This is a genomic window from Pseudomonas sp. NPDC090752 (genome assembly GCF_055584805.1).
This window is the reverse complement of record NZ_JBVJLI010000003.1, coordinates 361,108-377,519: the sequence shown is the minus strand read 5'-3', so window position 1 is coordinate 377,519 and position 16,412 is coordinate 361,108. Positions and strand designations below refer to the sequence as shown.

Sequence of the window (16,412 nt, the reverse complement as noted above, 5' to 3'; positions counted from 1 at the left end):
ACAGCAAGTCCTATATAGGAAAATTCCGAGGAATTTGAACGAAAACGCCGCAAAAACTGTGGGAGCGGGCTTGACCCGCGAAAATGCCAACGCGGTGAATGGCACCGGCTTTGCCGGTGTTCGCGGGACAAGCCCGCTCCCACAGAGATGAGACCAGGTTAAAGCGGTTTGCCGCGATTACCGTGCTGGCTGACGAAGGCCTGAACTACCTTGAGGTCGTTGGCCAGGACCGTGCAACGCTCTTCGCGGCTGAACAGGTCGTTCAGGTGCGCAGGCAGCTCCAACGCCTTGCCGACACCCGCCTTCTCCACCGCTTCCGGGAATTTGACTGGGTGCGCGGTGCCCAGCACCACCATCGGCGTATCCAGGCTACGGCGGCACTCGCGGGCGGCCTTGACGCCAATCGCAGTGTGCGGGTCGAGCACTTCACCGGTGCTGGCGAAGACGTCGGCGATGGTTTCGCAGGTCTGCTCGTCGCTGACGGCCAGCGAGTCGAACAGCTTGCGCGCCTCGGTCCAGCGGTCCTGGTCGACGCTGAAGCCGCCACCCTGCTTGAAGTTGGCCATCAGCTCGGCGATGGCCGCACCATTGCGACCGTGCAGGTCGAACAGCAGACGCTCGAAGTTGGACGAGACCATGATGTCCATCGACGGCGACAGGGTCGCGTGCAGGGTGTCCTTGACGTACTGGTTGCCGCTCATGAAGCGGTGCAGGATGTCGTTGCGGTTGGTCGCTACCACCAGCTGGCTGATGGGCAGGCCCATGTTGCGTGCCAGGTAGCCGGCGAAGATGTCACCGAAGTTGCCGGTCGGCACCGAGAACGCCACCGAGCGCGCCGGGCCACCCAACTGCAGGGCGGCGTGGAAGTAGTAGACGATCTGGGCCATGATTCGCGCCCAGTTGATCGAATTGACCGCGACCAGGCGCGTGCCCTTGAGGAACGACTGGTCGGCGAAACTGGCCTTGACCATTTCCTGGCAGTCATCGAAGTTGCCTTCGATGGCGATGTTGTGGATGTTGTCGCCAAAGATCGTGGTCATCTGGCGGCGTTGTACTTCCGACACACGCTGGTGCGGGTGAAGGATGAAGATATCGACGTTGTCGCAACGGCGGCAGCCTTCGATGGCGGCCGAACCGGTGTCGCCACTGGTGGCGCCGACGATCACCACACGCTCGTTGCGCTTGGCCAGCACGTGGTCGAGCAGGCGCCCGAGCAGTTGCAGGGCAAAGTCCTTGAAGGCCAGGGTCGGGCCGTGGAACAGCTCCAAAACCCACTCGTTGCTGTTCAGCTGACGCAGCGGGGCGACCGCGGCGTGGGCGAACTCACCGTAGGTTTCTTCAAGGATCTTCTTGAAGTCGGCGTCGGCAATGCTGCCTTCGACGAACGGGCGCATCACACGGAAGGCCAATTCGTGGTACGGCAGGCCGGCCCAGGAGGCGATCTCTTCCTGGGTGAAGCGTGGCAGGTTCTCTGGCACGTACAGGCCGCCATCGGTGGCGAGGCCGGCCAGCAGGACGTCTTCGAAATTCAGGGCCGGTGCCTGGCCGCGGGTGCTGATATAACGCATGGCTACAAACCTTCGATACTGAGGCCGGGGCCACCTGAGCGGCCCGACGGCGCTATTCGTTAATTGAGCTGTTCGACGCGGATGCGCACGACTTTGCCGACCACGTCCTGCAAGGCTTCCAGGGCAACGATGGCATCGTTGATGCTTTGCTCGACCACACCGTGGGTCAGCAAGATCATCGGCACCAGGCCATCCTGCTCCTCGGCTTCCTTCTGCATGATCGACTCGATGTTGATGCCACGCTCCGACAGGATGCTCGCCACCTGGGCCAGCACGCCCGGGTGATCCTTGGCCTGGATGCGCAGGTAGTAGGCACTCTCGCAGGCTTCGATCGGCAGGATCGGGTGAGCCGACAGCGAATCCGGCTGGAACGCCAGGTGCGGCACGCGGTTTTCCGGGTCGGAGGTCATCGCGCGAACCACGTCGACCAGGTCGGCGACCACCGACGAAGCGGTCGGCTCCATGCCGGCGCCAGCGCCGTAGTACAGGGTGGAACCCGCGGCATCGCCATTGACCATGACGGCGTTCATCACGCCGTTGACGTTGGCGATCAGGCGGTCGCTCGGGATCAGCGTCGGGTGCACGCGCAGCTCGATGCCTTCGGCTGTGCGGCGGGCCACGCCCAGGTGCTTGATGCGGTAGCCCAGGGCTTCGGCGTAGTTCACGTCAGCGGTGGTCAGCTGGGTGATGCCCTCGGTGTAGGCCTTGTCGAACTGCAGCGGGATACCAAAGGCGATGGAGGCCAGGATGGTCAGCTTGTGCGCGGCATCGATGCCTTCGACGTCGAAGGTTGGGTCGGCTTCGGCATAACCCAGCGCCTGAGCTTCAGCCAGCACGTCGGGGAAGGCGCGGCCCTTTTCACGCATTTCGGTGAGGATGAAGTTGCCAGTGCCATTGATGATGCCGGCCAGCCAGTTGATACGGTTGGCCGACAGGCCTTCGCGAATCGCCTTGATCACCGGGATGCCGCCGGCCACTGCGGCTTCGAAGGCGACGATAACGCCTTTTTCGCGGGCCTTGGCGAAGATTTCGTTGCCGTGCACGGCGATCAGCGCCTTGTTGGCGGTGACCACGTGCTTGCCGTTTTCGATGGCCTTGAGCACCAGGTCGCGGGCGATGGTATAGCCACCGATCAGCTCGATGACAATGTCGATCTCCGGGTTGCTCGCAACGTCGAACACATCAGCGGTAATGGGGGTACCGGTAATCTGGCAGTTCGGGTTGTGAGAGCGCATGGCGATCTGTGCCACTTCAATACCGCGCCCGGCACGGCGGGCAATCTCCTCGGCGTTGCGCTGAAGTACATTGAAGGTTCCGCCACCGACGGTCCCCAACCCACAGATGCCTACTTTGACCGGTTTCACTGTGAACTCCCCATTGAACGGCCGGCACCTGCGCCGACCGTGAAACATGCCGTCACCCCATGACGACGGCGTACTGAATGAATTACTTGGCTGCTTGCTGCTGGCCGGCCAGGGCCAGTTTGGCCACCTGCGGCGCCGGCTGGTAGCCCGGGATCACCTGGCCGCTTTCAAGGACGATCGCCGGCGTGCCGTTGACGCCGATCGACTGGCCCAGCTGGAACTGCTTGCTGACCGGGTTGGCGCACTTGGCGGCCTTGATTTCCTTGCCTTCGACCATCTTGTCCAGCGCCGCGCGGCGGTCACTGGAGCACCACACCGCCTGCAACTGCTCATCACCCGGCGAGCCAAGACCCTGGCGCGGGAAGGCGACATAGCGCACTTCGATACCGCGACGGTTCAGCTCCGGCACTTCGGCGTGCAGCTTGTGGCAATACGGGCAGGTGGTGTCGGTGAACACGGTGATGTGCGATTTGGTCTCGCCCTTGGCAGGATAAACCACCATCTCGGCGGCGGGAATGCCATTGATGAGCTTGGCAACGCCCTGGCGTTCGGTCTTCTCGGTCAGGTTGACCGGCTTACCGTCCTGGATCTGGTACAGGTAGCCCTGCATGACGAACTGGCCATCGGCACTGGCATACAGCACGCGGCCGCCCTGCAGCTTGACTTCATACAAGCCGTTGAGCGGGCTGCTGGCCACGCTTTCTACCGGCACTTCCAGTTCGAGGTTCTGCAACGACTTGCGGATGGCCTGTTCGGCACCGGCACTGCTGTCGGTTGCCGCGGCAACGGCAAAGGTACTGGCCAGCGCCATCGCGGCGGCGGCGAAAATCTGGGTCAAGCGCATGGGAACTCCTGAAGGCGGACAGGGGCCGGAGGGCGTCACCTGCGGAAAAAACGCGGCAACCGTGCGGCCCTTGGTGCAAACCGCCCAAGCCTATCACATCACGCCGGGCAACAAGGGGCTTGCACATACCGGTCAGCGGAACATGAAAATCATTCATCCACGCGGGTGGTGCTGGGCGTGCAGCTGCTGCAAGCGCGCCTTGGCCACATGGGTGTAGATCTGCGTGGTCGACAGATCGCTGTGGCCCAGCAGCATCTGCACCACGCGCAGGTCGGCGCCGTGGTTGAGCAGGTGGGTGGCGAAGGCGTGGCGCAGGGTATGCGGCGACAGCGACTTGTCGATGCCGGCCACTTGCGCCTGGTGCTTGATGCGGTGCCAGAAGGTCTGGCGAGTCATCTGCTCGCCGCGTTGACTGGGGAACAGTACATCGCTCGGACGCCCATTGAGCAACTCGGCGCGACCATCGCGCAGGTAGCGCTCCAGCCACACCACCGCCTCCTCGCCCATCGGCACGAGGCGCTCCTTGCTACCTTTGCCCATGACCCGCAGTACGCCCTGGCGCAGGTTGACCTGGTCCAGGGTCAAGCTGACCAATTCGCTCACACGCAGGCCGCAGGCATAGAGGACTTCGAGCATGGCACGGTCTCGTTGACCGATGGCTTCGCCAAGGTCCGGGGCCTGCAGCAAGGCCTCGACGTCGGCTTCCGAAAGAGATTTGGGCAATGGCTTGCCCAACTGCGGCATCTCGATCTGCAGGGTCGGGTCGACGGTGATCAGCTTTTCCCGCAGCAAGTAGCGGAAAAAACCACGAAGACCTGAGAGAAAACGCGCAGTGGACCGTGGCTTGTAACCCTGGTCGAGGCGCCAGGCCAGGTGATCGAATATCAACTCGCGACCGATGTCGGGCAACGCTACCCCGTGCTCTTGCAGCCATCCATTGAACAGCGCCAGGTCACTGCGGTAAGACACGCGGGTGTTGTCGGCCAGGCCTTTTTCCAGCCACAGGGCATCGAGAAACTGGTCGATCAGGGGGTGGTCGAGGGCAGGCATGGAAACTCGGTGGCAAACGACGAAATGGCGCTTAGTCTTTCATAACCAAGCCGGCATAGGGAGCCCGCATGAACGAACAGCAGATCCTTCTCAGCGTCGGCGGCATCGGTGCCGCCGCCCTCGCCTGCCAATGGCTGGCCTGGCGCCTGAAGCTACCGGCCATCCTCTTCCTGCTGCTGGCCGGCATCACCGTTGGCCCAGTGCTCGGTTGGCTCGACCCACAGGCGTTGTTCGGCCCGCTGCTGATGCCGCTGGTGTCGCTGGCAGTGGCGCTGATCCTGTTCGAGGGCAGCCTGACCCTGCACCTGTCACAGTGGCGCGAGATCGGCAGCGTAGTGCACCGCCTGGTCACCCTCGGGGCGCTGTCGACCTGGCTGGTAATCGCGCTGGCGACTCACTGGCTACTGGGTTTCGACTGGCCTTTGGCGATCCTCTTCGGCACCTTGACCCTGGTGACCGGCCCGACGGTGATCGTGCCCATGCTGCGCGTGGTGCGCCCCAAGGCGACGATCGCCAACATCCTGCGCTGGGAAGGCATCGTCATCGACCCGATCGGCGCCCTGCTGGCCGTGGTGGTCTACAGCTTCATCATCGCCAGCGCCGATGGCGATGGCCTGAGCCAGAGCCTGGCCACCTTTGCCGGCGTCATCTTCTGTGGCAGCGCCCTGGGCGCCGCCGGGGGCTGGCTGCTGGGGCAGATCATGCGTGAGCAATGGCTGCCGGAGTACCTGCACAACCTGGCGTCGCTGGCCGCCGTGCTGGGCATCTTCATCGCCGCCAACCAGATCGTCCACGAGTCCGGGCTGCTGGCGGTGACCGTGATGGGCATGTGGCTGGCGAACATGCGTGGGGTCGATGTGCGGCAGATCCTGCACTTCAAGGAAAACCTCAGCGTATTGCTGATCTCTGGGCTGTTCATCTTGCTGGCCGCGCGTCTGGATTTGAATGCGCTTCTAGGCCTGGGTCCAGCGGTGCTGGCATTACTGCTGGTGATCCAGCTGGTGGCGCGGCCACTCAATGTATTCCTGTCGACACTAAGCTCCACGCTGAACTGGCGTGAAAGAGCCCTGCTGGCCTGGATTGCCCCCCGCGGCATCGTTGCCGCCGCGGTTTCGGCGATCTTTGCCATTCGCCTGCATGAAGCCGGGCACCAGGGCGCACTGCTGTTGGTGCCGCTGACCTTCGCGGTGATCATCGGCACGGTGGTGTTGCAGAGCGCGACCGCCAGGCCCCTGGCGCGCCTGCTCAACGTAGCGGAACCCGCGCCCAGCGGCTTTCTCATCGTCGGCGCCAACGGGCCTGCGCGCGCCATCGGCAAAGCCCTGCAGCAACTGGGTTGCCGGGTGTTGCTGACCGATTCGAGCTGGGAAAACATCCGCGCCGCGCGCATGGAAGGGCTGCCGACCTACTTCGGTAACCCGGCGTCGCAACATGCCGATGCGCACCTGGACCTGGTCGGCCTCGGCCACTTGCTGGGGCTATCCCCCGCTGGCGAAATCAACGCCTTGGCCTGCGCGCGCTTTCGCCATGACTTTGGTCACGGGCGCCTCTATGTGCTGGCCAGCGGCCTGGAGAAACAGCGCAGCGACAAGCATCGCGCCAGCGAAGAACACCGTGGCCAGCTGCTCGGCGCAAGCCCGATGACCTATCACCAACTGGCCAATCGCCTACACCAGGGCGCCGAGCTGTACAGCACCAACCTGACCGAGGGCTTCGCCTGGGAAAACTACCAGGCACTGCATGGTGAGCGTGCCCAGCTGCTGTTCGCCCGGGACGGTCAGGGCTGGGTACACGTTGCGAGCCCCGAGAACCCGCTCAGCCCCCAACCAGGCTGGACCTTGGTGGCGCTGATCGAACCTGCGCCCGTCGCCGCGACAAGCTAAGACGTCACGCCTCCGGCAGCACCGGCACCGGGCGCTTGTCCTCGTCGATGGCGACGAAACTGAACACGCCATGGATGGCGCGCTCGCGCCCATCCAGGTACATGTTCTCGACAAACACATCCACCTGCACCTGCAAGCTGGTATTGCCGACCTTGATCACCGTGCCCACCAACTCGACGATCGAGCCCGCCGGGATCGGGTGCTTGAAGTCGATGCGGTCGGTAGACACGGTCACCAGCGGCAGCCGGCAGAAGCGCGTGGCGGCGATGAACGACACTTCGTCCATCCAGGCCAGCGCGGTACCGCCGAACAGGGTGTTGTGATGATTGGTGGTACTGGGGAACACCGCCTTGGTCACGCGGGTCACCGACAATTCGGTGCGTTGCTGGATTTGCTGGTCTCGGCTGGTCATGTGCGTCACTTTTCTCGGGTTTCAAAACGCAAAAAAGCAGCCCGAAGGCTGCTTTTTTCTCGCAGGGGGCCTCAGGCCACCAGGCAAACTGTACTCAGGACAGTTTTTCCTTGATGCGAGCGGCTTTGCCGGACAGGTCGCGCAGGTAGTACAGCTTGGCTTTACGCACGTCACCACGACGTTTCACGGCCAGGCTGTCGATTTGCGGGCTGTAGGTCTGGAAAGTACGCTCAACACCAACGCCGCTGGAGATTTTGCGCACGGTGAAAGCGCTGTTCAGGCCGCGGTTACGCTTGGCGATAACGACGCCTTCGAACGCCTGCAGACGGGAACGCTCGCCTTCCTTCACTTTAACCTGGACGACAACGGTGTCGCCTGGTGCGAAGGTCGGGATTTCCTTGCTCATCTGCTCGGCTTCGAGCTGCTGGATGATCTTGTTGGTCATGCTGTGCTCCTAAGATGGATACTTGATCCACCATCGATACGTTTATCTATCGTCCCGCTCGCGGAGGTATTCCTCGAGCAGCTTCTTCTCTTCTCCAGAAAGCGAGCGACTTTCCAGAAGATCGGCGCGTCGTTCGAAGGTCCTACCAAGGGACTGCTTCATCCTCCAACGCCGGATATGTGCATGGTTGCCACTTAGCAACACGTCGGGAACACGCTGATCCGCATACACCTCAGGTCGGGTGTAGTGCGGGCAATCAAGCAGACCGTCAGTGAAGGAGTCTTCCTCCGCCGAGTCCACATGCCCTAAAGCTCCGGGCAGCAGCCGTGTAACCGCATCGATCAGTACCATGGCCGGCAGCTCGCCACCGGAAAGCACATAGTCGCCAATCGACCACTCCTCATCGACATGAGCCTCGATAAAGCGCTCGTCGATGCCTTCATAACGACCGGCGATCAGGATCAACGATTCCTGTTCGGCCAGGCCTTTGACCGCCTGCTGAGTCAGCTTGCGGCCTTGCGGCGAAAGGTAGATCACCTTTGCCGATGCTCCGGTCGCTTGCCTGGCGCTAACCAGGGCGTCTTCCAGAGGCTTGATTTTCATCACCATGCCCGGACCACCGCCAAACGGCCGATCATCCACGGTGTGGTGGCGATCTGTGGTGTAGTCCCGCGGGTTCCAGCAAGTCACCTGAAGCAACCCCTGTTTCACCGCGCGGCTGGTAATGCCGTACTCCGTGATGGCCGAGAACATCTCGGGGAACAACGTGATGACGTCTACGCGAAGGTTACCCATCGTTTAGAAGTCCGCGTCCCATTCAACCCGCATCACGCCTGCTTCCAGGTCGATTGCCAGCACGCATTGCGCCGTATAGGGCAACAGACGCTCGCGATCATCCAGGCTGCCTGCGCAGGGCTTGACCACCATTACATCGTTCGCACCGGTCTCCAACAGGTGATCGACCTTGCCGAACAGCTGTTCGTCCTGGTTGATGACCTTCAGGCCCTGCAGCTGGTACCAGTAGTACTCGTCTGCGGCCAGGTTGGGCAAAAGGCTCCGCGGGATGCAGATTTCGAAGCCGCTCAGAAGACGCGCTTCATCACGATCATCGAGGCCTTTCAGTTTCACGACCAGGCCCTTTTGGGAGCCACGACCGCTGACCAGCTCGACCTGCTTTACCGTGCCTTCGTGCCGAAGCGTCCAGCGTGGATAATCCAACAGGTTTTCAATCGGATCGGTAAAGGAATACACCTTCACCTCGCCGCGAACGCCGTGAACCGAAAAAATCTTGCCAACGACGATCAGGTCGTCAGCCTTTTCTGGCGTCGCGTTCATATTGCTCAGGCGGCAGCCTTGGCAGCTTCCTTCAGCAGCTGAGCAACGCGCTCAGACGGCTGTGCGCCCTGGCTCAGCCAGTAGGTAACGCGCTCTTGGTTGACCGACAGCTTGACTTCAGCGCCAGCAGCGATCGGGTTGAAGAAACCTACGCGCTCAACGAAACGGCCGTCACGGGCGTTACGCGAGTTGGTCACGGTCAGGTGGTAGAATGGGCGCTTTTTCGAGCCGCCACGGGCAAGACGAATGGTTACCATGTGAACATTGTTCCTATAGTCGGTGCTGCAAATCTGAATGCCAAATAGGCACACGCGTGCCCAAAAGGCCGCATATTCTCGGGGAATACACGGACATTTGCAAATGACTTTTTCGCCATGGCCTCGCCATGCCGTCCAGATTTGCCGGTTGAGCCACGCAATACGTGGCCGTTGCCCCGCCGCAGCGGGGGTTCTGAGCGCTCAGCCGGTTACGGGAAAGCGCTCGGAATAGGGGTTACAGCTTCGGCATGCCGCCGCCAGGCATCATCCCGCCAAGGCCACGCATCATCTTGGCCATGCCGCCTTTGGCAGAGAACTTCTTCATCATCTTCTGCATCTGCTTGTGCTGCTTGATCAGCCGGCCAATGTCCTGCACCTGGGTGCCGGAACCGAGGGCGATACGGCGCTTGCGCGAACCGCTGATCAGCTCTGGGTCGCGGCGCTCGGCCGGGGTCATCGAGTTGATGATCGCTTCCATCTGCTTGAACTGCTTCTCGGCCGCGCCCTGGGCGTTGCCCATCTGCGACAGATTGACCCCACCAATGCTCGGCAATTTGTCCATCAAACCGCCCAAGCCACCCATGTTCTTCATCTGCTGCAGCTGGTCGCGGAAGTCTTCGAGGTCGAAGCCCTTGCCCTTCTTCAGTTTCTTGGCGAGCTTGTCGGCCTTGGCCTTGTCGATGGTCTGCTCGGCCTGTTCGATCAGGCTGAGCACATCACCCATGCCAAGGATGCGCGAGGCGACCCGGTCCGGGTGGAACGGCTCCAGGGCCTCGGTCTTCTCACCCATACCGATGAACTTGATCGGCTTGCCGGTGATGGCGCGCACCGAAAGCGCGGCACCGCCACGGGCGTCACCGTCGACCTTGGTCAGCACCACACCGGTCAGCGGCAGGGCTTCACCAAACGCCTTGGCGGTGTTGGCGGCATCCTGGCCGGTCATGGCGTCGACCACGAACAGGGTTTCGATCGGCTTGACTGCAGCATGCAGCGCCTTGATCTCGTCCATCATGTCGGCGTCGATGTGCAAGCGACCGGCGGTGTCGACGATGACCACGTCGATGAACTTGAGCTTGGCTTCGCGGATGGCCGCTTCGGCGATGGCCACCGGCTTCTGGCTGATATCGGACGGGAAGAAGGTCACGCCGATGTCGTTGGCCAGGGTTTCCAGCTGCTTGATCGCCGCCGGGCGGTAGACGTCGGCCGACACCACCATCACGCTTTTCTTCTTGCGCTCCTTGAGGAAGCGCGCCAGCTTGCCAGCGGTGGTCGTTTTACCAGCGCCCTGCAAACCGGCCATCAGCACCACGGCAGGCGGTGCGGCATTCAGCGCGAGGTCTTCGTTGGCCGCGCCCATCAGGCTTTCCAACTCGGCCTGGACGATCTTCACGAATGCCTGGCCCGGTGTCAGGCTGCGCGACACCTCGGTGCCGACCGCACGCTCCTTGACGCTGTTGACGAAATCCTTGACCACCGGCAGGGCAACGTCGGCCTCGAGCAGGGCCATGCGCACTTCGCGCAGCGTGTCCTTGATGTTGTCTTCGGTCAGCTTGGCCTTGCCGGTGACATGGCGCAGCGTCTGTGACAGGCGGTCGGTCAGGTTTTCGAACATGGTGATCCTTTCAGGCCCAGTAAAAGCCGAGGTTTGTCAGGCGCCCAGGTGAAAATGCACACGCGCTGGGCACAGCAAGGCGGCGATTATAGCGAAGAGCGACGGCGCCGCACACCTCGGCTTCCCAGCGGCAAGCATCAGTCTTCCTAGACCGGCGCGATCTATGCCAAACTCCGTCTCTTTAAGGCTTGCCCACCAGGACTTATGGTCTCCTCACCCAGCCTCATCCCCAACCTGATCGCCGCCGGCCTTTATATAGCAGCGACCATCTATCAGGGTTCGCACCTGGCCCAGTCGCGCAAAGCCGACAAACGGCTGCTCGGTTTGCTCGGTGCTCTCGCCGTCGTCGCCCAGGGTGGCGCGCTGTTCTTCCAGCTGATTACCCCGCTGGGCCTGAGCCTAGACTTTTTCAGCGCCGCCAGCCTGATCGCCGTGGCGGTCATCGCCCTGACCCTGCTCGCCTGCCTGCGCATACCGGTGGAAAACCTGCTGGTGCTGCTGTTCCCACTCGGCGCAGTCACCGCCCTGCTGGCGCAGTTCGCGCCACCCGGCACGGTGCCGCTGATCAATGAGCAACCGGGGATCCTCGCGCATATCCTGCTGTCGATCCTGGCCTACGGGCTGTTCACCATTGCGGTATTCCAGTCGCTGCTGCTGCTGCTGCAGGACCGTCAGCTGAAGAACAAGCACCCGTCCGGCCTGATCCGCAACTTCCCGCCGCTGCAAACCATGGAAAGCCTGCTGTTCGGCTTCCTCTGGGCCGGCTGGTGCCTGCTGACGCTGTCGCTGATCTCCGGCTGGCTGTTCCTTGACAACCTATTCGCCCAGCATCTGGTGCACAAGACCTTGCTGGCCTGCGTGGCCTGGGTCGTCTTCAGCGTGTTGCTGTGGGGCCGCACCCGCCTGGGTTGGCGTGGGCACAAGGCGATCCGCTGGACGCTGGCCGGTTTCTGCCTGCTGATGCTGGCCTATTTTGGCAGCAAGCTGGTTCGCGAATTCATCCTGCATATCTGACGGCTGACCATGGACAACCTGCCGTACGCACCGCTACTCGGCACTCTGGCACTGGCGCTGCTGTGGTCGGCGCTGTTCACCGCCGTGGATGCCGCCCGCCTGCAGCTCAATGGCTCACTGCGCAGCGGTGATGACGGGCAGCCGCCATTGCCAGCCCAGGCCCTGGTGCTGTGCGCCAGCCTGGGCAAGCTGCTGGTGCTGGGCCTGGCCTGCCTGATCGGTCAACGCTACAGCGGCGAGCACGGCTTCTGGCTCGCGGGCCTTGGCGCCACCCTGGCCTTGCTGGTATTTGCCGAATACCTGCCACGCCGTCTGGCCCGGCGCAGCCCGATGGCGTTCATCAGCCTCGGCGCCAGCTTGCTGAAATTCCCCCTGGCCCTGCTGCAGCCGCTGGCCTACCTGCTGGACGGCATTGCCAAGCTGATCCTGCGGCCGTTTCGCGTGCAACCGACCGCCGTGGCCCTGCACCCGCAAGCAGACGATGAATTTGCCGAGGATGAAGACCACGACGCGCCGCGCTCCGGCTTGCTAGATGGCCTGCAGTCATTGGACAAGGTCACCGTCAACGACATTCTGGTGCCACGCAACGAAGTCGATGGCATCAACCTGGACGAGCCGATCGAGCGCATCATCGAGCAGTTGATCGTCAGCCGCCACACGCGGCTGCCGGTCTATCACAACGACATCAACCAGGTCGAAGCGATCCTCAATACCAAGCTGATCAGCCACCTGCTGCCCAGGGCCGAACTGACCCTGGAGAAGCTGCATGGTGCTTGCTACGAGCCCTATTTCGTCCCCGAAAGCACCCCGCTGCAACTGCAGTTGCTGAATTTCCACAAGCAGCAGCGGCGCCTGGGCGTGGTGGTGGACGAATACGGCGAGGTGCAGGGCATCGTCACCCTGGAAGACATCCTCGAAGAAATCGTCGGCGAGTTCGAGGAAGAACACAGCCTGGACAACCCGCACGTGCATCCGCAGGACGATGGCACCTTCGTGATCGAAGGCACCGCATCATTACGCGAAATCAACCGCACCCTCGGCTGGCACCTGCCCTCTGACGGCGGCCCGAAAACCCTCAACGGGTTGGTCACCGAGGCGCTGGAGAGCATCCCGGAAAGTGCCGTTTGCCTGAAGATCGGCCGCTATCGCCTGGAAATTCTCGAAACAGAGGACAATTGCGCCAGCAAGGTACTGGTCTGGACCGTGACCCGCTAGCTATACTCGGGTCACGCTTACCCAGCCCCGCCGTCCCGCCCGCTACCCGCACCCGGCGCCCCACGGCCAGTCCGCTCCACTGACACGCCCCGCGGTCCTGCTTCAACACCCCGAACAGTGCCCGCTCCCGCCCTTATCCCCCTTGGGCTATCGTCAGTCGGGCGAGCAAAAGAACAAGACGCTCCGGCACCCACGCATACGTGGATCGAGCCAATGGAGCACGACAAGACTGTTAGGGACCTACTTAATGACCACCAGCACCTACGCCGAAGCGCCTGCCGCGCCGGTCAACTCGCCTGCGCGGGTGGCCACCGCCAGTTTTATCGGCACTGCCATCGAGTTCTACGACTTTTACGTCTACGCCACTGCCGCCGCCCTGGTGATTGGCCCTGTGTTCTTCCCGTCCGGGTCGGGCACTGCGCAGATGCTCGCAGCCTTCCTCACCTTCGGCATCGCCTTCCTTGCACGCCCACTTGGCTCGGCGCTGTTCGGCCACTTCGGCGACCGCATCGGACGCAAGTCGACGCTGGTCGCCTCGCTACTGCTGATGGGCGTGTCGACCACGCTGATCGGCGTGCTGCCAGGCTACGACAGCATTGGCGTGTGGGCACCGATCATCCTTTGCCTGCTGCGCTTTGGCCAAGGCCTGGGCCTGGGCGGCGAGTGGGGTGGTGCGGCGTTGCTGGCCACCGAGAACGCACCCGAGGGCAAACGCGCCTGGTTCGGCATGTTCCCGCAGCTTGGCCCGTCGATTGGCTTCCTCGCCGCCAACGGCCTGTTCCTGTCCTTGGCCCTGACACTCAGCGACGAGCAGTTCCGTGAGTGGGGCTGGCGTATACCGTTCCTGCTGAGCGCCGCGCTGGTGCTGGTCGGCCTGTATGTGCGCCTGAAGCTGGAAGAGAGCCCGGTATTCGCCAAGGCGGTCGCTCGTCATGAGCGAGTGAAGATGCCGGTGGTCGAGTTGTTCAGCCAATACTGGCTGCCGACCCTGCTGGGTGCCGCCGCCATGGTGGTGTGCTATGCACTGTTTTATATCTCGACCGTGTTCTCGCTGAGTTACGGGGTAACGACCCTAGGCTACAGCCGCGAAACCTTCCTCGGCCTGCTGTGCTTCGCCGTGGTCTTCATGGCGCTCGCGACACCGCTGTCGGCCTGGCTCAGCGACCGCTACGGGCGCAAGCCAGTGCTCATCGTAGGTGGCCTGCTGGCGGTGGCTTCGGGTTTCACCATGGAGCCGTTGCTGACCTCGGGCTCGACCACAGGGGTGGCACTGTTCCTGGCCATCGAGCTGTTCCTGATGGGGGTGACCTTCGCACCGATGGGAGCGCTGTTGCCAGAGCTGTTCCCAACGCACGTGCGCTACACCGGTGCATCGGCGGCCTATAACCTGGGCGGCATCGTGGGGGCTTCGGCGGCACCGTTCTTCGCGCAGAAGCTGGTGAGCATGGGCGGGTTGAGCTGGGTGGGTGGGTATGTGTCGGTGGCCGCGGTGATCAGCTTGATTGCCGTGTTGTGCCTGAAAGAGACCCGCAATACCGAGCTGTGAGCAATTGGGGCCGCTTTGCGGCCCATTCGCGGGACAAGCCCGCTCCCACAAGATAATCGTGAAACCTGAGGACTGCGACAACCCTGTGGGAGCGGGCTTGCCCCGCGAATGGGCTGCGCAGCAGCCCTTACAGTTTCAGATCAGAACTCGACCTTGACCGCCTGCGAAGCACGGGTCGCCTTGGCCCGCGCCGCTTCGACCGACTCGTCACGCGCCAGGCATACGCCCATGCGGCGAGTGCCGTTGATTTCCGGCTTGCCGAACAGGCGGATGGCGGTATCCGGTTCGCTCAACGCAGCGCCAAGGTTGGCGAAGCTGGTCTGCTGCGACTGCCCTTCCGGCAAAATCACCGCCGACGCCGATGGGCCGAACTGGCGTACCACCGGGATCGGCAGGCCGAGAATGGCACGGGCATGCAGGGCAAACTGCGACAGGTCCTGGGAAATCAAGGTGACCAGGCCGGTGTCATGCGGGCGCGGCGACACTTCGCTGAACCATACCTGGTCGCCTTTGACGAACAACTCGACGCCAAACAGCCCACGCCCACCCAGAGCATCGGTGACCGCCTTGGCCACACGCTGCGATTCGGCCAGGGCTTTGGCGCTCATGGCCTGGGGCTGCCAGGATTCCTGGTAGTCGCCCTTCTCCTGACGGTGGCCGACCGGTTCGAGGAAGGTGGTGCCGCCCACGTGGCGCACGGTCAGCAGGGTGATTTCATAGTCGAAATCGATGAAGCCTTCGATGATCACTCGACCCTTGCCGGCCCGGCCGCCCTCTTGAGCGTAATCCCACGACTGCTGCAGGTCGGCATCGCTGCGCAGCAGGCTCTGGCCCTTGCCCGACGAGCTCATCACCGGCTTGACCACGCACGGGTAGCCAACGTCAGCCACGGCCTTGGCATAGTCTTCATAGGTGTCGGCAAAGTGGTAAGGCGAGGTCGGCAGGTCCAGCTCTTCGGCGGCCAGGCGACGGATACCTTCGCGGTTCATGGTCAGCTGAGTGGCGCGGGCGGTCGGCACCACGGTGAATCCTTCGCTTTCCAGTTCGACCAGGGTAGCGGTGGCAATGGCTTCGATTTCAGGGACGATGTAATGCGGCTTTTCAGCTTCGATCACCGCACGCAGGGCGACGCCATCGAGCATGTTGACCACATGGCTGCGGTGCGCCACTTGCATGGCCGGGGCGTTGGCGTAGCGGTCGACGGCGATCACTTCGACGCCCAGGCGCTGCAGCTCGATCACCACTTCCTTGCCCAGCTCGCCACAGCCGCAGAGCAGTACACGGGTCGCGGTCGGCGACAATGGGGTTCCGATACGGGTCATTTCAGGTCCTCGAAGGCGTCCGGGGCCACACCAGGCTTGGTACGGCCCGCTGAAAAAGGACCGGTATTCTACACCATCAGCCCGCCACGGCGGCCCGCCGCGCACGAAATGCCATGGCCAGCCAGACGGCGGTGACGCCAGCGAACTTCGAGGCCATGGCGGTGCCGATCACGGCTGGGGTCAAGGCGCCGATCATGCCGAAGAAGATGAAGGTATCCACTGGAATGCTCAGCGCCGAACTCAGCCACAGCCGGTCGCGCAGGGGCCGGCGGGTAATGCTGAACACCAGCCAGTCGATCAGTTCGGAAATGAAGAACGCCGTGGCACTGGCCAGGGCGATTGCCGGTTCCGAGGTGACGTACGACAGCACCAGGGCCAGCAGCATGGCGATCAGTGCGCCATGGCCGAAGCGAGTCTGCACCATGTCGCGCAGGATGAACACCAGCCCACCCCAACAGGACCAGATGACGTCCAGATGCGGGGCGCTGGAGAAGGCGTAGTTGATCAGTACGACGCTGCTGATATAGGCGATGAGATAGAACATG

General features: G+C 62.7%; 16 protein-coding genes. 4 read left to right on the top strand and 12 right to left on the bottom strand.

Features of this window, described 5'->3' with window-relative positions:
- Positions 1-158: 158 nt before the first annotated feature.
- From thrC to xerD, 4 genes are all read right to left on the bottom strand, one after another.
- Positions 159-1,568: a threonine synthase gene (thrC, locus tag ACZ6YA_RS06905; protein WP_465896385.1), complete on the bottom strand. Its 1,410-nt coding sequence runs from the start codon at positions 1,566-1,568 to the stop codon at positions 159-161.
- 59 nt (positions 1,569-1,627) lie between these two features.
- A complete protein-coding gene (locus ACZ6YA_RS06900) occupies positions 1,628-2,932 on the bottom strand; it encodes a homoserine dehydrogenase (protein ID WP_465896384.1) in 1,305 nt (434 codons plus the stop codon).
- Positions 2,933-3,014: 82 nt separating this feature from the next.
- On the bottom strand, positions 3,015-3,776 hold the full coding sequence (locus ACZ6YA_RS06895; protein WP_465896383.1) for a thioredoxin fold domain-containing protein: 762 nt from the start codon (positions 3,774-3,776) through the stop codon (positions 3,015-3,017).
- Between the two features lie 153 nt (positions 3,777-3,929).
- A complete protein-coding gene (xerD, locus tag ACZ6YA_RS06890) occupies positions 3,930-4,826 on the bottom strand; it encodes a site-specific tyrosine recombinase XerD (RefSeq protein WP_465896382.1) in 897 nt (298 codons plus the stop codon).
- Between the two features lie 68 nt (positions 4,827-4,894).
- Between xerD and ACZ6YA_RS06885 the strand changes: the two genes are divergently transcribed.
- A complete protein-coding gene (locus ACZ6YA_RS06885) occupies positions 4,895-6,709 on the top strand; it encodes a cation:proton antiporter (protein ID WP_465896381.1) in 1,815 nt (604 codons plus the stop codon).
- 4 nt (positions 6,710-6,713) lie between these two features.
- Here ACZ6YA_RS06885 and ACZ6YA_RS06880 read toward each other — a convergent pair whose 3' ends face one another.
- The 6 genes from ACZ6YA_RS06880 to ffh form a co-directional block, all read right to left on the bottom strand.
- Entirely contained in the window at positions 6,714-7,121 is a 408-nt protein-coding gene (locus ACZ6YA_RS06880; RefSeq protein ID WP_465896380.1) for an acyl-CoA thioesterase, read from the bottom strand.
- A gap of 94 nt (positions 7,122-7,215) precedes the next feature.
- Positions 7,216-7,566: a 50S ribosomal protein L19 gene (rplS, locus tag ACZ6YA_RS06875; RefSeq protein WP_003252148.1), complete on the bottom strand. Its 351-nt coding sequence runs from the start codon at positions 7,564-7,566 to the stop codon at positions 7,216-7,218.
- A gap of 42 nt (positions 7,567-7,608) precedes the next feature.
- Complete coding sequence (gene trmD, locus ACZ6YA_RS06870; RefSeq protein WP_403130797.1) at positions 7,609-8,361, bottom strand: tRNA (guanosine(37)-N1)-methyltransferase TrmD; 753 nt, start codon at positions 8,359-8,361, stop codon at positions 7,609-7,611.
- Between the two features lie 3 nt (positions 8,362-8,364).
- A complete protein-coding gene (gene rimM, locus ACZ6YA_RS06865) occupies positions 8,365-8,901 on the bottom strand; it encodes a ribosome maturation factor RimM (RefSeq protein WP_465896379.1) in 537 nt (178 codons plus the stop codon).
- A 5-nt stretch (positions 8,902-8,906) separates the two neighbouring features.
- The gene (gene rpsP / locus ACZ6YA_RS06860; RefSeq protein WP_003252142.1) at positions 8,907-9,158 is read right to left on the bottom strand and encodes a 30S ribosomal protein S16; all 252 of its coding nucleotides are present in this window, start codon (positions 9,156-9,158) and stop codon (positions 8,907-8,909) included.
- A 235-nt stretch (positions 9,159-9,393) separates the two neighbouring features.
- The gene (gene ffh, locus ACZ6YA_RS06855; protein ID WP_465896378.1) at positions 9,394-10,770 is read right to left on the bottom strand and encodes a signal recognition particle protein; all 1,377 of its coding nucleotides are present in this window, start codon (positions 10,768-10,770) and stop codon (positions 9,394-9,396) included.
- Between the two features lie 204 nt (positions 10,771-10,974).
- Between ffh and ACZ6YA_RS06850 the strand changes: the two genes are divergently transcribed.
- From ACZ6YA_RS06850 to ACZ6YA_RS06840, 3 genes are all read left to right on the top strand, one after another.
- Complete coding sequence (locus ACZ6YA_RS06850; RefSeq protein WP_465896377.1) at positions 10,975-11,784, top strand: cytochrome C assembly family protein; 810 nt, start codon at positions 10,975-10,977, stop codon at positions 11,782-11,784.
- A gap of 9 nt (positions 11,785-11,793) precedes the next feature.
- Positions 11,794-12,999: a transporter associated domain-containing protein gene (locus ACZ6YA_RS06845; RefSeq protein ID WP_465896376.1), complete on the top strand. Its 1,206-nt coding sequence runs from the start codon at positions 11,794-11,796 to the stop codon at positions 12,997-12,999.
- A 247-nt stretch (positions 13,000-13,246) separates the two neighbouring features.
- On the top strand, positions 13,247-14,545 hold the full coding sequence (locus tag ACZ6YA_RS06840; protein WP_465896375.1) for an MFS transporter: 1,299 nt from the start codon (positions 13,247-13,249) through the stop codon (positions 14,543-14,545).
- Positions 14,546-14,685: 140 nt separating this feature from the next.
- Here the strand turns inward: ACZ6YA_RS06840 and purT are convergent, their stop codons facing one another.
- Complete coding sequence (gene purT / locus ACZ6YA_RS06835; protein WP_465896374.1) at positions 14,686-15,867, bottom strand: formate-dependent phosphoribosylglycinamide formyltransferase; 1,182 nt, start codon at positions 15,865-15,867, stop codon at positions 14,686-14,688.
- A gap of 76 nt (positions 15,868-15,943) precedes the next feature.
- On the bottom strand, positions 15,944-16,411 hold the full coding sequence (locus ACZ6YA_RS06830) for a preQ0 transporter (protein WP_465896373.1): 468 nt from the start codon (positions 16,409-16,411) through the stop codon (positions 15,944-15,946).
- Position 16,412 lies beyond the last annotated feature (1 nt).